This is a genomic window from Nitratireductor basaltis (assembly GCF_000733725.1).
In the GTDB taxonomy this organism is placed as follows: domain Bacteria; phylum Pseudomonadota; class Alphaproteobacteria; order Rhizobiales; family Rhizobiaceae; genus Chelativorans; species Chelativorans basaltis.
In genome coordinates this window covers 699,767-720,057 of the sequence record NZ_JMQM01000001.1, presented here as the reverse complement: position 1 = coordinate 720,057, position 20,291 = coordinate 699,767, and the positions used below count along the sequence as shown (strand labels likewise).

The 20,291-nt window shown below is 60.0% G+C and carries 19 protein-coding genes; 7 read left to right on the top strand and 12 right to left on the bottom strand.

What is annotated here, in order from left to right; translation table 11 throughout:
* Positions 1 to 58: 58 nt before the first annotated feature.
* The 5 genes from EL18_RS18025 to EL18_RS03405 form a co-directional block, all read right to left on the bottom strand.
* Complete coding sequence (locus EL18_RS18025) at positions 59 to 280, bottom strand: hypothetical protein (RefSeq protein ID WP_036479781.1); 222 nt, start codon at positions 278 to 280, stop codon at positions 59 to 61.
* 130 nt (positions 281 to 410) lie between these two features.
* Positions 411 to 944 carry a winged helix DNA-binding protein gene (locus tag EL18_RS03420; RefSeq protein WP_036479779.1) on the bottom strand — a complete coding sequence of 178 codons (534 nt, stop codon included), beginning with the start codon at positions 942 to 944 and terminating at the stop codon, positions 411 to 413.
* Positions 945 to 965: 21 nt separating this feature from the next.
* Entirely contained in the window at positions 966 to 2,273 is a 1,308-nt protein-coding gene (locus EL18_RS03415; protein ID WP_036479777.1) for a TRAP transporter large permease, read from the bottom strand.
* Positions 2,270 to 2,824: a TRAP transporter small permease gene (locus EL18_RS03410; RefSeq protein WP_036479775.1), complete on the bottom strand. Its 555-nt coding sequence runs from the start codon at positions 2,822 to 2,824 to the stop codon at positions 2,270 to 2,272. The genes EL18_RS03415 and EL18_RS03410 overlap by 4 nt, the downstream gene beginning before the upstream one ends.
* Before the next feature lie 117 nt (positions 2,825 to 2,941).
* The gene (locus tag EL18_RS03405) at positions 2,942 to 3,913 is read right to left on the bottom strand and encodes a TRAP transporter substrate-binding protein (RefSeq protein WP_036479774.1); all 972 of its coding nucleotides are present in this window, start codon (positions 3,911 to 3,913) and stop codon (positions 2,942 to 2,944) included.
* Between the two features lie 153 nt (positions 3,914 to 4,066).
* Between EL18_RS03405 and EL18_RS03400 the strand changes: the two genes are divergently transcribed.
* Complete coding sequence (locus EL18_RS03400) at positions 4,067 to 7,693, top strand: hydantoinase B/oxoprolinase family protein (RefSeq protein ID WP_036479772.1); 3,627 nt, start codon at positions 4,067 to 4,069, stop codon at positions 7,691 to 7,693.
* A gap of 101 nt (positions 7,694 to 7,794) precedes the next feature.
* On the opposite strand, the gene EL18_RS03395 is transcribed toward EL18_RS03400, so the two are convergent.
* Both EL18_RS03395 and EL18_RS03390 read right to left on the bottom strand, forming a co-directional pair.
* Positions 7,795 to 8,142 (bottom strand): type II toxin-antitoxin system RelE/ParE family toxin, encoded by a 348-nt coding sequence (locus EL18_RS03395; protein ID WP_036479770.1) that lies wholly within the window; start codon positions 8,140 to 8,142, stop codon positions 7,795 to 7,797.
* Complete coding sequence (locus EL18_RS03390) at positions 8,139 to 8,405, bottom strand: type II toxin-antitoxin system ParD family antitoxin (protein ID WP_051913728.1); 267 nt, start codon at positions 8,403 to 8,405, stop codon at positions 8,139 to 8,141. Before EL18_RS03390 ends, EL18_RS03395 begins: the two co-directional genes overlap by 4 nt.
* A gap of 169 nt (positions 8,406 to 8,574) precedes the next feature.
* Between EL18_RS03390 and EL18_RS03385 the strand changes: the two genes are divergently transcribed.
* Both EL18_RS03385 and EL18_RS03380 read left to right on the top strand, forming a co-directional pair.
* Entirely contained in the window at positions 8,575 to 9,819 is a 1,245-nt protein-coding gene (locus EL18_RS03385; RefSeq protein WP_036479767.1) for a BtaA family protein, read from the top strand.
* Positions 9,816 to 10,484 carry a class I SAM-dependent methyltransferase gene (locus EL18_RS03380; RefSeq protein ID WP_036479765.1) on the top strand — a complete coding sequence of 223 codons (669 nt, stop codon included), beginning with the start codon at positions 9,816 to 9,818 and terminating at the stop codon, positions 10,482 to 10,484. The genes EL18_RS03385 and EL18_RS03380 overlap by 4 nt, the downstream gene beginning before the upstream one ends.
* On the opposite strand, the gene EL18_RS03375 is transcribed toward EL18_RS03380, so the two are convergent.
* The gene (locus EL18_RS03375; protein WP_036479763.1) at positions 10,465 to 11,862 is read right to left on the bottom strand and encodes a serine hydrolase domain-containing protein; all 1,398 of its coding nucleotides are present in this window, start codon (positions 11,860 to 11,862) and stop codon (positions 10,465 to 10,467) included. The genes EL18_RS03380 and EL18_RS03375 overlap by 20 nt on opposite strands.
* 120 nt (positions 11,863 to 11,982) lie before the next feature.
* Between EL18_RS03375 and EL18_RS03370 the strand changes: the two genes are divergently transcribed.
* Entirely contained in the window at positions 11,983 to 12,780 is a 798-nt protein-coding gene (locus EL18_RS03370) for a glycoside hydrolase family 25 protein (protein WP_036479762.1), read from the top strand.
* 23 nt (positions 12,781 to 12,803) lie between these two features.
* Entirely contained in the window at positions 12,804 to 13,982 is a 1,179-nt protein-coding gene (locus tag EL18_RS03365) for a lytic murein transglycosylase (RefSeq protein ID WP_036483887.1), read from the top strand.
* A gap of 47 nt (positions 13,983 to 14,029) precedes the next feature.
* On the opposite strand, the gene EL18_RS03360 is transcribed toward EL18_RS03365, so the two are convergent.
* Complete coding sequence (locus tag EL18_RS03360) at positions 14,030 to 15,250, bottom strand: alanine racemase (protein WP_036479760.1); 1,221 nt, start codon at positions 15,248 to 15,250, stop codon at positions 14,030 to 14,032.
* Positions 15,251 to 15,416: 166 nt separating this feature from the next.
* On the opposite strand from EL18_RS03360, the gene EL18_RS03355 reads away from it, so the two are divergent.
* The gene (locus EL18_RS03355) at positions 15,417 to 16,337 is read left to right on the top strand and encodes a DMT family transporter (RefSeq protein ID WP_036479758.1); all 921 of its coding nucleotides are present in this window, start codon (positions 15,417 to 15,419) and stop codon (positions 16,335 to 16,337) included.
* A gap of 364 nt (positions 16,338 to 16,701) precedes the next feature.
* Here the strand turns inward: EL18_RS03355 and metF are convergent, their stop codons facing one another.
* Both metF and EL18_RS03345 read right to left on the bottom strand, forming a co-directional pair.
* On the bottom strand, positions 16,702 to 17,607 hold the full coding sequence (gene metF / locus EL18_RS03350; RefSeq protein ID WP_051913727.1) for a methylenetetrahydrofolate reductase [NAD(P)H]: 906 nt from the start codon (positions 17,605 to 17,607) through the stop codon (positions 16,702 to 16,704).
* On the bottom strand, positions 17,607 to 18,626 hold the full coding sequence (locus EL18_RS03345) for an ArsR/SmtB family transcription factor (RefSeq protein WP_036479755.1): 1,020 nt from the start codon (positions 18,624 to 18,626) through the stop codon (positions 17,607 to 17,609). Before EL18_RS03345 ends, metF begins: the two co-directional genes overlap by 1 nt.
* 110 nt (positions 18,627 to 18,736) lie before the next feature.
* Here EL18_RS03345 and EL18_RS03340 point away from each other — a divergent pair, with 110 nt between their 5' ends.
* Positions 18,737 to 19,051 (top strand): DUF2293 domain-containing protein, encoded by a 315-nt coding sequence (locus tag EL18_RS03340; protein WP_036479753.1) that lies wholly within the window; start codon positions 18,737 to 18,739, stop codon positions 19,049 to 19,051.
* A 7-nt stretch (positions 19,052 to 19,058) separates the two neighbouring features.
* Here EL18_RS03340 and EL18_RS03335 read toward each other — a convergent pair whose 3' ends face one another.
* Positions 19,059 to 20,216 (bottom strand): beta-ketoacyl-ACP synthase III, encoded by a 1,158-nt coding sequence (locus EL18_RS03335; protein WP_051913724.1) that lies wholly within the window; start codon positions 20,214 to 20,216, stop codon positions 19,059 to 19,061.
* Between the last annotated feature and the right edge of the window lie 75 nt (positions 20,217 to 20,291).

The following is a 20,291-nucleotide window of genomic DNA, read 5'->3' as shown; positions in this document are numbered from 1 at the left end:
AGCTTCGGACAGAAACAAAAAAGCGAGAGGATTACTCCTCTCGCTTTTGTTGAAAAACTTACTGCATGGTTTCGGCTTCGCCGTCCATCTCCGCCTCGGCATCAGCCTCAGGCTCGATGCTCTGGGTCGTGGTGTTGTCGGTGGCATCAGGCTCTACCGGCACGACCTGCTCTTCGGCTGCAGGATCAACGCTCTGGGTCGTCGTATCATCGGTGTCGCTGCATGCTGCAAGACCAAGCAGACCAATGGAAGCGACTGCACCAACCAGAACTTTCTTCATGACAAGTCTCCTCTTGTAGAACACGTTACCCGCTGCTTGCGGGTTGCGTCAGAGGAATGCCCACTCGCAAAAGAAGTTGCGTAACAAAGAATGACGCTGAGTCATAAACCGGGGGCCGGGCGCGAGGAGATCAGAGGCTCGACGCGCTGCGTGCGGCCTGGTCATATTGCCCCGAGATGGTGCGCATCATGTCGGCAATGCCCGAAAGCGCGTTCTCATTGAGATTGAGCCGCTTCATCGAAGCCACAAGCAGCTTTTCGCGCACCCGGTGATAGCGCGCACAGGCGTCCAGCCCCGCCTGCGTGGCCTGTACCGTCTTCTCCTTGCCGCGGCGTGACGATTTGACGAGCCCCAGGGCATCGAGCTTCTTGATGGCATAGGTCACCACATGGGTGTCCTCGATATTGAACATCATGCAAAGCTCGGACAGCGTCTTCTCCCGTCCGCGATGGGCAACGGCATGCAACAGATGGACGGCGATGGGTTGCAGCCCCGGCACGCCGGCCGCAGCCATGCACCGCACCATCCAGCGCTCGAAGGAGTGATGCATGAGCGTCATGGCGAACTCGATTTCCGACAAGGCCGGCATGGCACCGGAAGCCAGATGCGCCGCGCTCACCACTGGCCCTATCTCGTCATCCCCGTTTTTCGCCTCACCGGCCATGCATCACCTCATTTTCCGCCCTCAGCGCGAAAGCATCGTCTGAGGCAGCCATAGCGCGATCTGCGGGAACGCCACAACAAGCACCACCGCAAAGATCATCAGGATGAAGAACGGCAGCGTCATCCGCGCGATCTTGAGAATGTTGTAGCCGGTCATCCCCTGCAGGACGAACAGATTGAAGCCGACCGGCGGTGTAATCTGGCTCATCTCCACCACCAGGACGAGATAGATGCCAAACCAGATGATGTCGAGCCCTGCAGCCTCGATCATGGGCAGGATGACCGAAGTCGTCAGCACAACGATGGAGATGCCATCCAGGAAGCAGCCAAGCACCACGAAAAACAAGGTAAGGGCTGCCAGCAGCGCATAGGGCGAAAGCTCGAGACTGCCGATATAGGCTGCCAGCTCGCGCGGGATCCCCGTATAGCCCATGGCCACCGTCAGGACTGCCGCACCTGCAAGGATGAGCACGATCATGCAGGATGTGCGCGTGGCCTGCCGCAGCGCATCCATGAAACTTTCTCGGGTCAATGTGCCACTGAAGGCCGAAAGCACCAGCGAAAGTACCACACCGACAACCGCGGCCTCTGTCGGCGAGGCAAAGCCGCCATAGATGGACCCGATCACGCCGGCAATCAGCGCCAGGATCGGGAACAGCCGTCGCGTCTGCCAGAGCCGCGTCATATACGGGACCCGTTCATCGGGTACGGGCATGCGGTCACGCTGCACCAGCGCCCAGATCGCACAATAGCCCATGAAGAGCACGGCCAGCATGATGCCGGGCATGATGCCGGCGATGAATAGCCGGGCAATGGACTGCTCGGTCGCAGCTCCATAGACGATCAGGATGATTGACGGAGGAATGAGCAGGCCCAGCGTTCCCGATCCGGCCAGCGTTCCGATCGCCATCCGCTCGTCATAGCCGCGCCGCTTCAATTCGGGCAGCGACATGCGCCCGATCGTGGCAGTCGTTGCTGCAGAAGAGCCGGAGACGGCCGCAAAGATGGCGCAACCCAGAACATTCACATGGAACAGCCTGCCCGGCACGCGGCGCATCCATGGCGCAAGGCCGGTGAACATGTCTTCGGCAAGCTTCGTGCGAAAGAGTATTTCGCCCATCCAGATGAACATGGGCAGAGCGGCCAGATCCCATGAATTCACCGATCCCCAGATCGTGGTCGCCATGACCGCACCGGGCGGAACGGAAACCATCAGGAAGATGGTCGCGAGGCCCACGGCCATCAGTGCCAGCGCGACCCAAAGTCCGCCAGCAAGAAGAACAAGGACGAAGACACCGAGCAGTGTCGCGGTTGTTGCCAGCTCATTCATGCCACTTCCCCCGCGCCTTCTTCTTCCTTCGCAATGCTTGTGGGTCGCCCGCCGCGCAGCGTAGCGATCAGGTCGTCGGCGGTAGCAACGGCGAATATGATCGCGCCCAGCGCCATCACCCCCTGAGGCAGGCTGAGCGGCACGGCAATGATCCCGAAGGATTTCTCGCCATAGACATAGGAGTCCCAGGCGAGCATCGTCGTGTACCAGGCGAGCAGGCCCGCAAGGAAAGTGGCTGCAGCAAGTGCCGCGGTTTCACTTGCCCGGCGCACCGGCTCGGGCAAATTCATGAGGGCCAGCGTCACCCTGATATGGGAGCCCGCTCTGAACGATCCTGCCAATGCCAGGAAGGAGGCACCCACCAGCAGGAACCCGGCGATTTCGGCAAGCGAGGGAACGAGGAAGCCGTAAGGGCTGCCTCCGGCAAAGGTGAGAAGGCTGTCGAACACCCGCCCGCCGACCTGGGCGAAGACGAGGAGCGCGACGGCGCACAAGGCGCCCATGGCCATCCATTCGGCCACACGATAGAGGCCATCAAGAAAGTGACGCATCGAAATATCCGGTGAGAAAGCTGCCGACAGTCCGCCATCGGGCGGGCAATGGCCCGGCCACGAGACACCCTACTTCAGCAATGAAGCGGGAACCGCAGCCGGGTCCAGTTTGAACGATCAGTTCTTGTAGGCGTCGAGGATCTTCTTGCCCTCGTCACCGGCATTTTCGGCCCATTCGTCGGCAAGCGTTTCACCGATGGCAACAAGTCCGGACCGCAGCTCATCGCTGGGCGGAGCGACAGTCACGCCATTGTCCTTCAGGACCTGGGTCTTTTCGGCAGTTTCCTTCTCCGAAGCTTCCCAGCCACGCGTTTCCGCCTCGGCAGCGGCCTTCATCACCGCGTCCTGTGCTTCCGGCGAAAGCGCATCAAAGGCGCGCTTGTTCACAAAGACAATGTTGCGCGGCAACCATGCCTGCACATCATAATAGTGGCTGAGGAAATCCCAGACCTGCGTGTTCGCGCCCGTCGATGGGGACGTCATCATCGCTTCCACACGACCGGTTGCGAATGCAGTTGGAAGGTCCGGCACCTCAACCTGTGTGGGCAGGCCGCCAGCAAGCTGTGCAAGCCGCTCGGTCGACGCATTATAGGCACGCATCTTCATGCCCTTCAGGTCGTCAACGGAATTGACTTCCTTGTTGACGTAAAGGCCCTGCGGCGGCCACGGCACGGAATAAAGCAGGACAAGCCCCTGCTCTTCCAGCTTGGAAGCCAGTGCATCCTTGGACGCATCATAGAGCTTCTTTGCATCCTCATAGCTGGTAGCAAGGAAGGGTACGGAATCGATCTCGTAAATCGGGCTTTCGTTGGACAGACGCGAGGCCAGAACCTCACCGGCCTGTGCCAAACCCTGACGAACCGCGTTCTTGATATCGGGATGCTTGAACAGGGAACCGTTTGAGTGAACGGTAATGTCCAACTCGCCGCCTGTCGCTTCCTTCACATCCTCCGCGAACTCCATCACGTTCATCGTGTGGAAATTCGTGTCTCCGTAGGGCACCGGCATGTCCCACTTGGTCTGGGCATGCGCTGAGCTGGCCATGCCGATGGCGGCAGCAAGAATGGCTGATGCAGTGATATGCTTCATTGAATTCTCCCATTTTCGTTCTGCGACGGCCGTTATCTGTTCTCGTCGCTATAGTTGTACTTTTTCACACCTCGATAAAATGTCAACAAATTATTGACGTTTTGCAGAAGGCGTGATTTCCATTTGGCAAAGACAATTCGAGGGAGCACGATTATGAGCAACACCAAGTGGGATTTCTGGATCGACCGCGGCGGCACATTTACCGATGTGATCGGTCGCGACCCCGATGGTGCGCTGCATGCGCGCAAACTCCTCTCCGAGAACCCTGAAGCCTACAAGGATGCGGGCATTCAGGGAATACGGGACCTGCTCGGCGCAAAGAAGGGTGAACCCATGCCTTCCGAGCGCATCGGCGAGGTCAAGATGGGCACGACGGTCGCCACCAACGCGCTTCTGGAGCGCAAGGGTGACCGGGTAGCGCTTTTGATCACAAAGGGTTTTCGCGACGCTCTCAAGATTGCCTATCAGGCGCGACCAGACATCTTCGCCAAGGAGATCATCCTTCCCGAACAGCTTTATGAGCGTGTCATCGAGGTTCCGGAGCGTGTGCGCGTGGACGGAACCGTCGAGACGGAACTCGACCTCGACACCGTCCGCGGCGACATAGAAGCGGCCAAGGCCGATGGTATCGATGCTGTTGCGGTGGTTTTCATGCATGCGTGGAAGCATCCCGAGCATGAGAAGAAGGCAGCCGAACTCTGCCGCGAACTGGGCTTCGGGCAGATTTCCGCCAGCCACGAGACCTCACCCCTCATCAAGCTTGTGGGTCGCGGCGACACGGCCGTTGTCGATGCTTATCTCTCACCCATCCTCTCACGCTACGTGCAGCGCGTCGCTGGCGAACTGGGTATCACGCCCGATGCCAAAGAGGGGACCAAGCTGAAATTCATGATGTCCTCGGGCGGATTGACGGCAGCCGACAAGTTCCAGGGCAAGGATGCGATCCTCTCCGGTCCGGCCGGCGGTGTTGTCGGCATGGTGGAGACGGCCCGCCTCGCGGGCTTCGACAAGGTGATCGGCTTTGACATGGGCGGCACCTCCACCGATGTGGCCCATTACGAAAGCGAATATGAGCGCGCCTTCGACACCGAGGTTGCCGGTGTTCGCATCCGCGCGCCCATGATGCGCATTCACACGGTCGCCGCCGGTGGCGGTTCCGTCCTCCATTACGAGGACGGGCGCCTGAAGGTCGGCCCGGATTCTGCCGGTGCCAATCCCGGCCCCGCCTGCTATCGCCGTGGTGGCCCGCTTGCCGTGACCGACGCCAACGTGATGCTGGGCAAGCTCCAGCCGGATTTCTTCCCATCCATCTTTGGTCCCGACCAGGACCAGTCGCTTGATGTCGACACGGTGCGCCAGCGCTTCGAGGAGCTTGCAGCCAAGGTTGGCCGCAGCGCGGAGGATGTCGCCGAGGGTTTCATCACCATTGCGGTGGAGAACATGGCTAACGCGGTCAAGAAGATATCCGTGCAGCGCGGCTATGACGTCACCCGCTATCTACTCAACTGCTTCGGCGGTGCGGGCGGCCAGCATGCCTGCCTCGTTGCCGATGCACTCGGCATGGAGTCGGTGTTGATCCACCCGCTCTCCGGCCTGCTTTCCGCCTATGGCATCGGCCTGGCCACCGTCTCCGCATCGCGTCAGAAAGCCCTCATCAAGCCGCTGGCCGATGAAACAGTCGGCGCCATCGAAGCACAGGTCGAGGACCTGCGCGCCGAAGTCATGCAGGAACTGGCCGATCAGGGCATCGCGGAAGATGCCACGGAGTGGCGCGTGCGCCTGGAAGTCCGCTACGACGGCACGGACACAACCCTTTCAGTGCCCTTTGACGACAAATCGGTCGCAAACACGAAGAAGGCATTCGAACAGGCGCACAGGGCACAGTTCGGATTTGTCTACGACGACAAGCCGATGGTGGTGGAAGCCGTCAATGTCGAAGGCGTGGATGCCCGTGAAGCAGGACCGGAGGAGCCGAAGCTCGCCATCAATGACAATGAGGCTGACGCTTCCCAAACACGCAGGATGTTTTGCGAGGGCAAGTGGCATGACGCGAGCGTCTATCGCCGCGATGACCTGAAGCCGGGCGACCGGATGAAAGGCCCGGCTCTCGTGATCGAGAAGAACCAGACCATCGTCGTGGAACCGGGCTGGCAGGCCGAGATCACCGAACGTGACCATGTCCTCCTGCGCCGCGTGGAAAAGAAGCCGCGCCAGGCAGCACTTGGCACCGAAGCCGACCCGGTCATGCTGGAGGTCTTCAACAACCTCTTCATGTCCATCGCCGAGCAAATGGGCGTGACGCTGCAAAACACCGCCTATTCGGTGAACATCAAGGAGCGCCTCGACTTCTCCTGTGCCGTCTTCGACAAGGATGGTGCCCTGGTCGCCAATGCGCCACACATGCCGGTGCATCTGGGCTCCATGGACCGCTCGGTAGAAACCATCATCCGCCTGAACGAGGGTGACATCCACCCCGGCGACGTGTTCGCGCTGAACGCTCCTTACAACGGCGGAACCCATCTGCCCGACATCACGATCGTGACACCGGTCTTCGACGATGAAGGCAAGGAGATCCTCTTCTACACCGCCTCACGCGGCCATCATGCCGATGTCGGCGGCACGGCACCCGGCTCCATGACGCCGCTGGCGACCAATGTCGATGAGGAAGGTGTTCTGTTTGACAACTTCCGGCTCGTCGAGCGCGGCCGCTTCCGCGAGAAGGAGCTTCACGAGCTTCTGACCAACCACCCCTACCCGGCCAGAAATCCGCATCAGAACATCGCCGACCTCAAGGCCCAGATCGCGGCCAACGAGAAAGGCGTCGCCGAGCTGCGCAAGATGGTGACGAATTTCGGACTGGATGTGGTGCAGGCCTATATGGGCCATGTGCAGGACAATGCAGCCGAAAGCGTTCGCCGTGTTCTCCAGCGCCTGCCCGAGCAGTCGGAATATGAATATCCGACCGACAGCGGCCAGGTCATCAAGGTGAAGATCACCGTCGACAACCAGAAGGGTGAGGCGACCGTCGACTTCACGGGCACCTCGCCCGTGATGAAGAACAACTTCAACGCGCCCGAACCCGTCACCCGTGCGGCAGTCCTTTATGCCTTCCGCGTGATGGTTGAAGGGTCGATCCCGATGAATGCGGGCTGCCTGCGGCCCATCAACATCATCATCCCCGAGGATTGCATGCTGCGTCCCTCCTATCCGGCAGCCGTTGTTGCCGGTAACGTGGAAACCTCGCAGCACGTCACCAACGCGCTGTTCGGCGCCATGAAGGCGCTGTCCAACAGCCAGGGCACGATGAACAATCTGACCTTCGGCAACGAGACCTACCAGTATTACGAAACGCTGTGCTCAGGCTCGCCTGCAGGCGTGATGAATGATGGCCACGGCTTCAACGGCACGTCCGGCGTTCATGTCCACATGACGAATTCCCGCCTGACGGACCCTGAAATTCTGGAACTGCGTTTCCCGGTCCTGCTCGAAGACTTTCACATTCGCAAAGGCTCCGGCGGCAAGGGCAAATGGAGTGCGGGCGACGGCACGAAGCGCACCATTCGCTTTCTGGAAAAGATGGAATGCGCCATCCTCTCCTCCCACCGCACGGTGCCCCCGCGCGGCGTGGAAGGCGGTGGCGACGGCCAGTTCGGCAAAACGGAAGTGCGTCGCAAGGACGGCAAGGTCGAAACGCTGAAGGGTTGCGACCAGACGGTAATCGACGCAGGCGAGGCCGTGATCGTGACAACACCAACGGCCGGCGGCTACGGCAAGGCCTGATGCACTGAAAGATGAGTTTCGAGGAGGGCGGCCCACGGGTCGCCCTTATTCGTCAAGAGAGTGCGATGACGCAAAAGTATCGGTCTCTGCTGCTTCCGAGACTAGAGCCGTCGAACGAGTCGATGACGCGGCTCCATGCGCTCATGCAGCACCCTGACAACGATGATTCCTTCTGAACCATCCTTTAGCCGGCCTCTGATATAGTAGAGGCAGTGTGAAGCGCCACCACGACGCTTTGCGGCGTGTTCAAGGTTCAATCGGCGAACACCCGGCACAAGCTCGTCGCATGCGGCAGAGACCGGTCGTTCCGGCTCTTCCGCGACCATTGCGATGCCGCGCTCGATCACAGCCGCATAGGCGCGAACCTGTTTCGGACCAAAGAGCTTGATCGTGCTGCGCAGAATATGCCGGATATCGCGTTCCGCGAGATCGGTGAGTTCAGCCCTCATCCTTCGGAGGCTTCACGCAGCACATCGTCCAGAACCTCTCCCACCGATTTTTCAGACAGCCGCCCTTCCCGCGCGGCCTCAACACCGGCTCCGAGCTCACGTCGCAAAATGGCCAGCTTTTCCGCCTGCTGGGCTTTATCATGCTGCAACAACCGCAACGCCTCGCGAACGACTTCGCTGGACGAGCTGTATCCGCCACGCGAAACCTCGTGCTCAACAAACTCGGCCATCTCGCTGGGAAGACTCACATTCATAGTCGCCATGGCTTCACCTGCTACGTCATTGCAAACATCAAAAGCGCATTGGCAATTTTTGTCAATGTGGATAGCTTGGCATTGCCCTCCACAGAACCGTCACACATGGTCACATAGCGTTCAAAGGCCTGTCACGCAGCCACGCTACTGCTTCATGAAAAGCATGGGAGCGTGAGCCATGACGGATCTTTCAGCCGATATCGGCCTGTCGTCGCACAGGCATATCAAGAAGGCGGTCTACCAGAACCGCGCTCTTTCCAAGGCCGGCATCTCCGAACGGCTATTCGCCCTCCTATTCTCCGGCCTCGTCTATCCGCAGATCTGGGAAGATCCGGATGTGGACATGGATGCGATGGAGCTGGCGCAAGGCCACCGCGTGGTCACGATCGCATCCGGTGGCTGCAACATGCTGGCCTATCTGACCCGCATGCCGGGCCAGGTGGATGTTGTCGACCTCAACGCCGCCCATGTGGCGCTGAACCGCCTAAAACTTGCAGCATTCCGCACCCTGCCATCGCCGGCCGATATACAGCGCTTCTTTGGTGAAGATGGCCACAAATCCAACGCGGCAGCCTATGACCGCTTCATTGCGCCCGTTCTGGATGCGAAATCGCGCCGCTATTGGGAAAAGCGTGACCTGTTTGGCCGTCGCCGCGTCGATGCCTTCACCCGCAATTTCTACCACAAGGGGCTGCTTGGCTTCTTTATCGCCAGCGGCCACCGCTTGGCCAAGCTGCACGGTGTCGATCCCGCGGGCATCATGCAGACCAGAAGCCTGCGCGAACAGCGGCGCTTCTTCGAGGACAATCTGCGCCCGCTCTTCGACAAGCCGCTCATACGCTGGGCCACCTCGCGCAAGGCGTCGCTTTTCGGCCTTGGCATTCCACCGGCGCAATATGATGCGCTTGTCAGCGATGGTGCCAGCATGGCGGAAGTTTTGTGCACGCGGCTGGAAAAGCTTGCCTGCCACTTCCCGCTGCGTGAGAACTACTTCGCTTGGCAGGCCTTCGCGCGCCGCTATCCCAAAACCGGTGAAGCAGCGCTACCCGCCTATCTCGAGCCTGAAAATTTCGCGACTATCCGCGCCAATGCCGATTGCGCTCGCATCCATCACGTCAACTTCGTCGACCTGTTGACGAACAAGGCAGATGCAAGTGTCGACCGTTTCGTCCTTCTCGACGCGCAGGACTGGATGAGCGACGAACAGCTGAATGCTCTCTGGTTTCAGATCACACGCACCGCGGCACCCGGCGCTCGCGTCATATTCCGCACCGCCGCGCAGCCAACCCTGTTGCCCGGCCGCGTCTCACCTGCCCTGCTCGACCAGTGGCATTATGATTTCGTTCGCTCACGCGAATTCTCCGCGCGCGACCGCTCCGCCATCTATGGCGGCTTCCATCTTTACGTGAAGAAAGACGCATGAGCCTCGTTGGGGAGAGCGCCACACATCAGCGTCTGATGGACGGCGTCTACGGCCGTCAGCGTCACATCTACGACGCGACCCGCAAATTCTACCTCTTGGGCCGCGACAGGTTGATCCGGGAACTGGCACTGCCGAACGGCTCTGCAGTGCTGGAACTTGGCTGCGGAACGGGCCGCAACCTGGCATTGGCGGCTGCCCGCTATCCCGGCGCCCGTTTCCATGGCCTGGACATCTCGAAGGCCATGCTGGAGACGGCAGCCAGAAGACTGGCACGCGATCACATCGACGACATCGTCCAGCTGGCCGAAGGTGATGCCACGCATTTTGACCCGCAGGCGCTGTTCGGTCGCGCCAGATTCGACTGCGTTTTCCTTTCCTACGCCATCTCGATGATCCCGCCCTGGAAGCAGGCTGTCACCCAAGGGTTGGACGTTCTTGAACCCGGCGGCACACTGCACATCGTGGATTTCGGCTCTCAGGAACACCTGCCCCGCGCCTTCCGCTGGCTGCTTCACCGCTGGCTGTCTGCGTTCCACGTCACCCCGCGTGAATCGCTGCGTGAATTTCTTGAATCGGAATGCGAGAGCCGCGGCGCAAGACTCTCATTTGAATCACTTTTCCGCGGCTACGCCGTACTGGCCCGCATCACTCTTCCGTCTGCCTGACAGCCTTCACAATCGCTTCAACCAGCGCCTGCGGACGATAGCCAAGTTTCGACGGCGTCAGCCCCATCCGCAATATGACGAGCCCCTCCGAGGGAATGATGGTCATCGTCTGACCGTCATGCCCAAGCAGCCAGAACGCATCCTCAGGCAGATCGAAGCCTTGGTCGGGATCCGCCGTGGGAGGCAGGTTTGCCCGCGGCCCGTGCAGCCAGACGTGACGGCCATATTCGCCGCCCGACGCTTCGGTGGGTGTGCGCATATAGTCCACCCAGCCCTCCGGCAAAATGCGCTGCCCCTGCCATTCACCTTCCTGGGCAAGCAGCAGCCCGAACCGCGCCCAGTCTCGCGCATTGGCATAGAGATAGGACGAGCCGGCAAATGTGCCGGAAAGATCGGTTTCAAGAACAGCACTGTCCATTCCGAGAGGATCGAACAAGACCTTGCGAGGGAACTCCAGCGCCGTCTTCTCGTCATCGAAGCTGTTTTGCCAGATGCGCGAAAGAAGCACCGTTGTACCACTCGAATAGGAAAAGCGCTCACCGGGCATGGCTTGCAAGGGCTTGGCTGCGGCATATGCGGCCATGTCCCCTTCGAGATACATCATGCGCGTGACATCGGTTACGTCGCCATAGTCCTCGTTGAACTCCAGACCGCTCTCCATGCCGAGAAGATCAGCGACCGTGATATTCGCACGATCGTCCTTCGACCATTCCGGCAACAGGTTGCGGTCATCGACCGACAGCAACCCCTCGCCAACGGCAGCACCGATAATCGCAGCCGTCACCGTCTTGGTCATGGACCAGCCGAGCAGAGGCTGTTCGAAATTCACCACACCGGGACCATACCGCTCGCCGATGATGCGCCCGTCCTTCACCACGACCACCGCTCTCATGCCGGGCCCGGTAAGCTTGATGTCGTCGAGAATCTTCGCCAGATCCTGATTCTGCGAAACATCAATGCGCAGACCGTCCGGCCAAAGCTCCAGCGTGTTGCGCGATGCCGGGCTGTGGGGCGATACCGTTTCAGGTATTGATGAAAGACCGTCTGGTGCAGCAGCACAGCCCGTCCCGCCGCGGTACACTGCAAGTCCATCACCGATCACGCCATAAAGACCTGTTCGCACCGTCGCATCCTGCGGATAGACCTGCACCTGCATGAGCTCGAGCAAAGGATGGCCGGGCGCCTGCACATCCGTGCGCAGAACCTCCTGCGGCTCGCGACCGCCAAGAAAGACATTGGAGCAGACGATCTTGGCTGCATAATTGGAGCCCATACGGATTAATGCGGGTGGATAAAGATAAAGCCAGAAAGCGCCGCCCAGCGCGGCAACGACAATAAGAAGCGCAATCCACTTCAGCGCGCGCAAAATAAATCGCATCAAATATCCTTCATCCCGCAGCACCCTGCCGCACAACCTACCCGTGACGACGGCGCAGGCATAGCCTATCCATGTCGCGTGAAATCCTGATGATGATTCGCCAAGTCCTTTGGAGCATCAATGCGCATTCTTTTCCTCTCGACAATGCTCGCCCTTGTCACAGGCTGCTCCAGCATCAGCTACGATCTGGCCGACATCGCGCCACAAGCCGCAACTACTCCCACCAGCCAGGGCCTCCGCTACGGAGACCGCGATCCCCATGAATGGAACGGCCGCACGCCTGCCAGTTATCCGGTTCATGGTACGGATGTTTCCAAATACCAGCCGGAAGTCGACTGGGCCCAATTGCGCAATGCCGGCATTTCCTTCGCCTTCATCAAGGCGACCGAGGGCGGTGACCGCGTCGATGACAAGTTCCGCGACCATTGGTCAGGTGCAGCGCGCGCAGGCATTCCCCGCGGTGCCTATCACTTCTACTATTTCTGCCGTCCGGCAATCGAACAGGCGCAATGGTTCATCCGCCATGTGCCCAAGGACCGTTCCGCCCTGCCGCCCGTTCTCGACATGGAGTGGAACCACACCTCTCCCACCTGCAAGCTCAGACCCCCGGCCGACACCGTCCGCTCCGAGATGAAGATCTTCCTCGACGCCATCGAACGCCATTACGGCAAGCGGCCGATCATCTATACCTCGGTTGATTTCTTCGATGACAACGGCCTCTGGCGCTTCAAGGGCTATCCTTTCTGGCTGCGCTCGGTAGCCGGTCATCCTGATGACAAATATGGCGGGCATCCCTTCGTCTTCTGGCAATATACCGGCACCGGCATCCTGCCGGGCATCAGGGGTGATGCCGATATCAATGTGTTCAACGGCAGTGCGAAAGCCTGGCGGGATTGGCTGAAGGCTCACGCGAGCTGAAGTCTGAAGAAAAGGATGTACGTATGAGAATGAAGACGACGATTGCAGCCATCGCGCTCACTGCAGCCATTCCTTCAACGGCATTTGCCCAAGCCTGCGGTGGCGACTTCGCCGCATGGCGCGAGGGCGTGGCACAGGAGGCTGCAAGCATGGGCGTCGGCCAGGAAGGTCTTTCCGCTCTCTCAGGCGCCTCCATCTCCCAGCGTGTGCTCGACCGTGACCGCTCGCAGAGCGTCTTCAACATGACATTCCGCGATTTCGCCAACCGCCTGATCAGCGAAAACCGCCTGCAGAACGGCAAGCGCAATCTCGAAAAATACGCAGACGTGTTCGCCCGCGGCGAAAGCGAATTCGGCGTACCGGGTCCGGTCATCGCAGCCTTTTGGGCGCTGGAAACCGATTTCGGCGCCGTGCAGGGCGACTTCAACACGCTGGATGCACTGGCAACACTTTCCCATGACTGCCGCAGGCCCGAGCTGTTCCGCCCGGAATTGATCGCGCTTCTCCAGCTCATCGACCAGGGCACCGTTTCCCCTGATGTACAGGGCGCATGGGCAGGCGAGATCGGCCAGATGCAGATGCTGCCAAGCGACTATCTGCACAAGGGCATGGACGGCGACGGCGATGGCAAGGTCGACCTGAAGGCCTCATCTCCCGACGCCATTCTCACAGCCGCCCGCGCGATCAGCGAGCTTGGCTGGAAGGCAGGCGAGCCATGGCTTGAAGAGGTGAAGCTGCCTGCCGACCTGCCCTGGGCGCAGACGGGCCGCAACACCAAGCTGCCACGCTCGGAGTGGGCGGCAATGGGCGTCACCCAGCGGGACGGAAGCCCTCTCCCCGCCGACGGTCTCCAGGCCTCGATCCTCTTGCCCATGGGGCACAAGGGCGTGGCCTTCATGGTCTACGACAATTTCGACATCTATCTCGAATGGAACAAGTCGCTCGTCTACACGCTGACCGCGGCACATCTGGCAACGCGCTATTCAGGCGCCCCGGATTTCGATGCAGGCAACCCTGAAGAAGGCCTGGCCCCGGAGGCCATGAAACTTCTCCAGCGCAAGCTTGCCGACCGCGGCCACGATGTCGGCGAAATCGACGGCATTCTGGGCCTTGGAACGCGCACCGCAGTGCGCGAGGAGCAGCTTCGCCTCGGGTTGCCCGCCGATGGCTGGCCGACCCCGACGCTTCTGTCCAATCTTTGATCTCGAGATCGGGCGCATCGAGCATCCGGTGCGCCCTGCACTCTTCCTCAGTCCGCCATCGTCTCGAGGCTGGCGAAACTTTCCGGCGCCGTTCCGGCATCGAATGGCGTGTCCACCTCGACAAAGGTATCGGGATAAAAACCGTTGAAGCGCGTGCGCAGCGAAAGCGAATAGGCGCCGATATGGCCGATCTCGATCCAGTCACCCGTATCCACGGTCTCCGGAAGCCAGAATGGACGCGACAGGATATCGACGGAATCGCAGGTCGCTCCGCACACCTTGAATGGTAGAAGCTTGTCCTGGCTGCCATTGCGGTTGCGAATGGCCGGGTCGGGAATGAAGCGCGCGGGAAGCGTGATCTTGCCGGTCCAGGAATCCGAAAGCGACGCCCAGATGCCGTCATTGATGTAGATGCGGCGACCCTTGCGAAGCAAGACGCGCACGATGAGCGAAAAGGCACGCGCGACAATGACACGGCCGGGTTCGGCGACCAGCGGCAGTTCGTTGAAGCCCCATTCCTCGATATCGCCGCGCAGCCGTGCCATCAGTTCGTCCAGCGAGGGCATCTCAGGTTTCTTGCGGTTCGGATCGTGACCATATTCGGCAGGAAATCCGCCACCGACATCGAGCCCCGCCAGTTCCACCCCTGCCCTGCTCCTCACCCAATCAGCAGAGGCGAGCGCGCGTTCATAGGTATCGGGATCCTCGATCTGGCTGCCGACATGGAAGCACAGCCCCACCTTGAAGCCATAGCGCGACAGCCGCTTGATCAGTTCAACGGCATTGGCGGGCCCGGCACCGAACTTCTTGGAGAGCTCGTAGGCGGCATGGCCCTTGGTCTGGATGCGCACATAGATCGTCAGCGTCCCCGGATCGATGTCGAGCGCGCGGACAACGCGGGTCAGCTTGGTGATCTCGTCTTCATGATCGACCGCGATCACGCGAATGCCGTATTCCTCCAGGGCCAGACGTATGTCCGACTGCGCCTTGATCGGATGCATGTAGAGCATCTCGGCATTGGGTGCGACATCGCGTACGGCTGCGAATTCCGCAGGCGAAGCGACGTCAAAGGCGTCAATGCCCGCTTCCGCCAATGTCTTGAGCACCAGCCTCTCGCCATTGGTCTTGACCGCGTAGGCCGTCTTGCCGGGGAACATTGAAACGAAATTCTGCGCATCCCGCTTCAAGACGTCCGGGCGAAAGCAGTACACTGGCTCGTCAGGCCGCATCTCAAGTGCTGCGTCCCGGGCAGTGGCGAATCGCTGCATGAAGTATCCTCCAGAGTTTCCGCAAGGCTAATGCGCCTTGTCCCGGGAAGAAACAGCAAGTGGCGTGATCGTTCACCGGAAACAGCCTGTTGGGCCAGAATTCTTTTCGGGTGGAAGGCTTGAAGGCTCAAGCCTATGTGTTGGTTTCGTTCAGGAGCCGATATTCATGCAGCCCGCGCAAGCAGCACTTTCGCGACAGATCTCGTTCAGGGATTGGTCCCTGATCCTCATGCTCGGTATCATCTGGGGAGGGTCATTCTTCTGCGCGCGCATCGCCGTACAGGAAGTGCCGCCGCTCGTGCTGGTGATGTTCCGGGTCGTGATCGCGGCCACACTGCTGCAGTTCTATCTGCTGATGCGCAATATCAGCTTTCGACCGGCCCTTGATCGCGCCGGCAGCTTTCTGACGCTTTCGATACTGAACAATGTGATCCCGTTCACGCTGATATTTCTTGGCCAGACGGAGCTTGGCGCCGGGCTTTCGGCAGTCCTCAACGCGACCACCCCTTTTTGGACTGCCATTCTGGCAAACATGCTGACCAGCGACGAAAAGCTTGGTGGCCTGCGCCTTGTGGGCATCATGCTTGGCATCACGGGCACGGCTTTCATGATCGGCCCCGGCCTCTTCGCCGGCCTCGGCGGCCCGATCTGGGCCAAGCTGTGCCTCATAGCCGCAGCGATCTCCTATGGGCTCGGCTTCATCTTCGCCCGCCGCTTCAAGGACATCCCCGCGCCCGTCGTCGCAACCGGCCAGTTGACCGGTTCAAGCCTCGTCACCATCCCGCTGGTGCTGATCTTCTTCGATATCGACGGCATGTTCAGCGCAAGCGCAGGCGCATGGGCTGCCATCTTCATGCTGGCCGTAGTCGCGACCGCATTCGCGTATATCATCTACTTTCAGGTGCTGGCTTCGGCGGGCGCAACAAACACGTCCCTCGTGACCCTCATAGTTCCTGCCACGGCGATTCTTCTCGGCGCGATATTCCTCGGCGAGCGGCTCGAGAGCTTCGAGATCGTCGGCATGGCCGTCATTGTTCTGGGCTTGCTCACCATTGACGGAAGGCTTGCCCGAAAGTTCGGCTTCTAGAACCCGCGACCAGGATTTACGGTTTGTGAACGAGAAAAAACTCTACCAATAAAATCAACGTGGAAGCCTTCAAACGGTAACAGTTTTTTCACAAACCTGTCGCACCGCAGCATAAAATCCGCTTTTCATTTTCGTCAAAGCCCATAGAATCCGTAGCCAGTCTGCAGAGGAGGCTATGCCATGGGACTGATACGACCACTGAACGCGCTTGCCGTATGTGCTGCATTCGCAGTCATCGGGGCACTCGTGATCGGTGTTCTTCCCTGATCTGCTGAGAGAAGAAGAAACAACAACCAGCACCAGACAAACGGAAGGCCGGGGCATGGCGACCCCGGCCTTTTTCGTTCCCGTCTCCCGATATTCCCTAAGCTGCTGCAGGCTGCGCTTCTGCACGAATGCCAAGCAGATGGCAGATGGCGAAGGGAAGATCAGCGCGGTTCATCGTGTAGAAGTGGAAGTCCTGCACCCCGCGCTGCACGAGATCGAGCACCTGTTCCGCTGCCACTGCAGCCGCCACCAGCTGATGCGTAACCGGGTCCTTGTCGAGCCCGGCAAACCGGTCGGCCAGCCAATTGGGCACACTCGCACCGCACTGCCCCGCAAACCGGGTCATCTGCGTGAAATTGTGTACGGGAAGAATGCCCGGCACCACCGGAATCTGTATGCCAGCGGCGCGAACCCGCTCCAGATAGGCCTCAAACAGGTCATTATCGAAAAAGAACTGCGTGATCGCGCGCGTGGCACCGTTGTCCACCTTGCGCTTCAGCATATCGATATCGGCATCCCAATCGGCACTTTCGGGATGTTTTTCCGGATAGGCCGAGACGGAGATATCCTCTGCCCCCAGCCGCGCCAGCGCACCTGCGAGTTCAGCCCCATTCGCGTAACCGTCGGGGTGCGGCTCGTAAGCCGATCCGATACCCGCTGCCGGGTCGCCACGCAGCGAAACGAAACGCTTCACACCCATGGACAGGAAGTCCCGGATGACGGCATCCACTTCCTCGCGGCTGGCATCCACACATGTCAGATGTGCTGCAGGTGTCAGCGGGGTTTCATCGAGAATGCGCTCGATTGCGCGCGAGGTACGCTCGCGCGTGGAGCCACCCGCACCGTAGGTGACGGAAACGAAGTGTGGCCGAAGCGGCACCAGCTTCTGCACCGTGTCCCACAGGCGTCGCTCCATCTCTTCCGACTTCGGCGGGAAGAATTCGAAAGAAACTTTGAGCGGAGCGCGATGCTCCGGATCAAGGGGCTTGGCATGTTGAGCCATCAGGCAATCTCCGTTCCCGCCGCAGCGGACAGTTCAGTATCGGCAATGAGAAGACGCTGGTCCTGCGCGATCCACAATTTGACCGTCAGACCTGCGTCTCCATTCGTTTCAGGTGCGAAGCTGCGCGTCTCCGTCAGCACAAGGCCCGCTTCCTCCACCCAGTCGCGGATCTGGCGGTCGGAGAAGCCAAGGCGCAGATGCGCGTGTTCCTCGCGAAGAAATTCAAGGTCATGCGTAGCAAAATCCACGATCACGAGCCGTCCGGCCGGACGCAGCAGCTTGGCCGCCTCGCCGACCACCTGTGCCGGATCGTCGAGATAATGCAGAACCTGGTGGAGGGTCACGAGATCATGGGCGTCGCGCTCCACCGGTGGCGCATAAACGTCGCCCAGCCGCACCTGTGCATGAAGTATGTCGGCCTTTTCCAGATTGGCGCGCGCCACTGCCAGCATTTCCCGTGAAAGGTCAACGCCCACGCCGCGCCGATATAGAGGTGCAAAAAGCTCCAGCAAGCGACCGGTACCGGTACCCAGATCGGCCATGGACTGGAAGGGCTCGTCACCGATCAGTTCAAGAAGCGCCTGCTCTACCGCCACATCGGGCACATGCAGCGATCGGATTTCGTCCCAACTGGCCGCATTATGGGCAAAATACTCTGCCGCACGCTCCTGCCTGCGCCGCTTGATGGCTTCCAGACGCTCCAGATCGCGCTCGATGACCGCATCCGCCTGATCGACCTTGCCAACCACCGCCTCGATGAAATCGCGTGCTGCTTCACTCTCGGACAGGCGAAAGAAGGCCCACGACCCTTCCTGGTAACGCAGGATCATATCGGCTTCGAGCAGCAGCTTCAGATGGCGTGAGACACGCGGCTGCGACTGATTCAGGATCTCGGTGAGATCGGATACGGTCAGGTCGGTATGCGACAGGAGCACGAGGATGCGCAGGCGGCTTGGCTCCGCAGCAGCCTTCAACGTCTCAACCATCGTCTCGAACTGTATCGTGGGGCGTGAAAGCATCAGCCTCTCCAAGAAAGATATAAAGATATGTTTATATCGAATGGAGGAGCTTGGCAAGCCACACTTCCAATGGCAGCCTTGGATTGCCCATAAACCCCGAGGAGATGCCCATGCCACCAACGACCGGACGACAGCGCGCGGTGGCGAAGGCGCTGACCGCCCTGCTCCCGCAGGGTCCCTTCGCGGACATGGAACAGATACGCGCTGCCGCGAATGACAGGAAGCTGCGCACTCTGCCGCCATCAATTGCCGTCTGGCTCGCTGCGGTCACGCATATTCGCCACAACCACACCGACTATGACGCCCTGCTGTCGGAAGGCTACGACCGCGACGCGGCCCGCTTCTTTGTCATAGATGACATCAACGAGGTGCTCACCCGCTGGCGCGCGACACGTCTTCTGGAAGCAGAGGAAGAGGTGGACTGATCCGCCCTCACATCATGCGCAAGAGCGCGCCACCGATGGAATAACCTGCACCGAATGCGCACAGCAGGCCGTATTCGCCTGTCTTCATGTCGCGGTGATTTTCTTCAAGCGCGATGACCGCACCTGCCGCAGCCGTGTTGCCCAGGCGATCGAGAACCATTGGCGCACGGTCGGAACCGACCTCTTCGCCGAAGGCGAGCTTCAGGATCATCGCATTCATCCGTGCATTCGCCTGATGCAGCCAGAAACGGCGCATGGTCTGGGGCGTATGATCGAAACCGGCAAGAAAATCGACGATGAACTGATGTCCGGCAACGGTGACTTCCTTGAAGACCTTGTTGCCTACCTGCTTGATCAGATTGCCTTCCATGTTGAGCACGGAAGGATCATCCTGCGCCAGCCGACTGAGATGACCGAAATTGGTGCGGATATTGCTTGAGAATTGCGTCCAGAGACTGGTGCCTATGATCTCGAAACGCCCTGCGCGCTCTTCACGTTCGCCAAGAGCTTCCACCATGAATGCAACAGCCGCATCGCCAAAAATGAAATGGGTCTGTCGGTCGCGGAAGTCGAGATGGCTGGTGACGAGCTCGGGCACCACGACGAGGATGCGCCGATGTGCGCCAGAGCGCACGAGATTGGTTGCCACATGCAAGGCGGCCAGCGCGGATGAACAGCCAAGCCCCATGTCAAAGGCCGCACCACGCGCACCGAGCGCCTGCTGGATCTCGATGGCCAGCGCCGGATAGGGCCGCTGCGGATGTGAATTCGAGCAGATGATGAGGTCGATATCCTCGGCCTTCGTGCCGGCATCACCCAGTGCGCGCCTTGCTGCCGATAGACCGAACTCTGCCAGCACCGACAATTCCTCGTCGCTGCGAGCGGGAATGTAGGGGGCCATCCGCTCCGGGTCCAGAATGCCGTCGCGCTCATAGACATGTCTGTTGAGGATGCCGGAAGCGTGCTGGATGAAGTCACTGCTGGACTCGCGCACCGGTTCCTCACCGCGTGCCGCACGGCGGGCATTTTCCTTCCCCGCCCAGGCATTGTAGCTGGCAACAAGCTCATCATTGCTGATCGCGGTTTGCGGGATTGAGACGCCAATACCGGCAATGGCGGTGCGCGTCCGGACGTCCGACCGGGACGACACAGCGGGTATGCTCATATCGCTGTCACCTGGTCGACGTAACATTGCACTTTTCCGATGATTGGTTGCACTGGACTGCCGTGGCAGCCAATT

Bases quoted from the DNA above. Each gene is read 5' to 3' on its own strand.
- EL18_RS03390 (WP_051913728.1), bottom strand. From the start codon at position 8,405: ATGGCGACTATGAATGTGAGTCTTCCCAGCGAGATGGCCGAGTTTGTT.
- EL18_RS03365 (WP_036483887.1), top strand. From the start codon at position 12,804: ATGAGAATGAAGACGACGATTGCAGCCATCGCGCTCACTGCAGCCATT.
- EL18_RS18025 (WP_036479781.1), bottom strand. From the start codon at position 280: ATGAAGAAAGTTCTGGTTGGTGCAGTCGCTTCCATTGGTCTGCTTGGT.
- EL18_RS03400 (WP_036479772.1), top strand. From the start codon at position 4,067: ATGAGCAACACCAAGTGGGATTTCTGGATCGACCGCGGCGGCACATTT.
- EL18_RS03385 (WP_036479767.1), top strand. From the start codon at position 8,575: ATGACGGATCTTTCAGCCGATATCGGCCTGTCGTCGCACAGGCATATC.
- EL18_RS03340 (WP_036479753.1), top strand. From the start codon at position 18,737: ATGCCACCAACGACCGGACGACAGCGCGCGGTGGCGAAGGCGCTGACC.
- EL18_RS03410 (WP_036479775.1), bottom strand. From the start codon at position 2,824: ATGCGTCACTTTCTTGATGGCCTCTATCGTGTGGCCGAATGGATGGCC.
- EL18_RS03355 (WP_036479758.1), top strand. From the start codon at position 15,417: ATGCAGCCCGCGCAAGCAGCACTTTCGCGACAGATCTCGTTCAGGGAT.
- EL18_RS03380 (WP_036479765.1), top strand. From the start codon at position 9,816: ATGAGCCTCGTTGGGGAGAGCGCCACACATCAGCGTCTGATGGACGGC.
- EL18_RS03375 (WP_036479763.1), bottom strand. From the start codon at position 11,862: ATGCGATTTATTTTGCGCGCGCTGAAGTGGATTGCGCTTCTTATTGTC.
- metF (WP_051913727.1), bottom strand. From the start codon at position 17,607: ATGGCTCAACATGCCAAGCCCCTTGATCCGGAGCATCGCGCTCCGCTC.
- EL18_RS03405 (WP_036479774.1), bottom strand. From the start codon at position 3,913: ATGAAGCATATCACTGCATCAGCCATTCTTGCTGCCGCCATCGGCATG.
- EL18_RS03420 (WP_036479779.1), bottom strand. From the start codon at position 944: ATGGCCGGTGAGGCGAAAAACGGGGATGACGAGATAGGGCCAGTGGTG.
- EL18_RS03370 (WP_036479762.1), top strand. From the start codon at position 11,983: ATGCGCATTCTTTTCCTCTCGACAATGCTCGCCCTTGTCACAGGCTGC.
- EL18_RS03335 (WP_051913724.1), bottom strand. From the start codon at position 20,216: ATGAGCATACCCGCTGTGTCGTCCCGGTCGGACGTCCGGACGCGCACC.
- EL18_RS03395 (WP_036479770.1), bottom strand. From the start codon at position 8,142: ATGAGGGCTGAACTCACCGATCTCGCGGAACGCGATATCCGGCATATT.
- EL18_RS03360 (WP_036479760.1), bottom strand. From the start codon at position 15,250: ATGCAGCGATTCGCCACTGCCCGGGACGCAGCACTTGAGATGCGGCCT.
- EL18_RS03345 (WP_036479755.1), bottom strand. From the start codon at position 18,626: ATGCTTTCACGCCCCACGATACAGTTCGAGACGATGGTTGAGACGTTG.
- EL18_RS03415 (WP_036479777.1), bottom strand. From the start codon at position 2,273: ATGAATGAGCTGGCAACAACCGCGACACTGCTCGGTGTCTTCGTCCTT.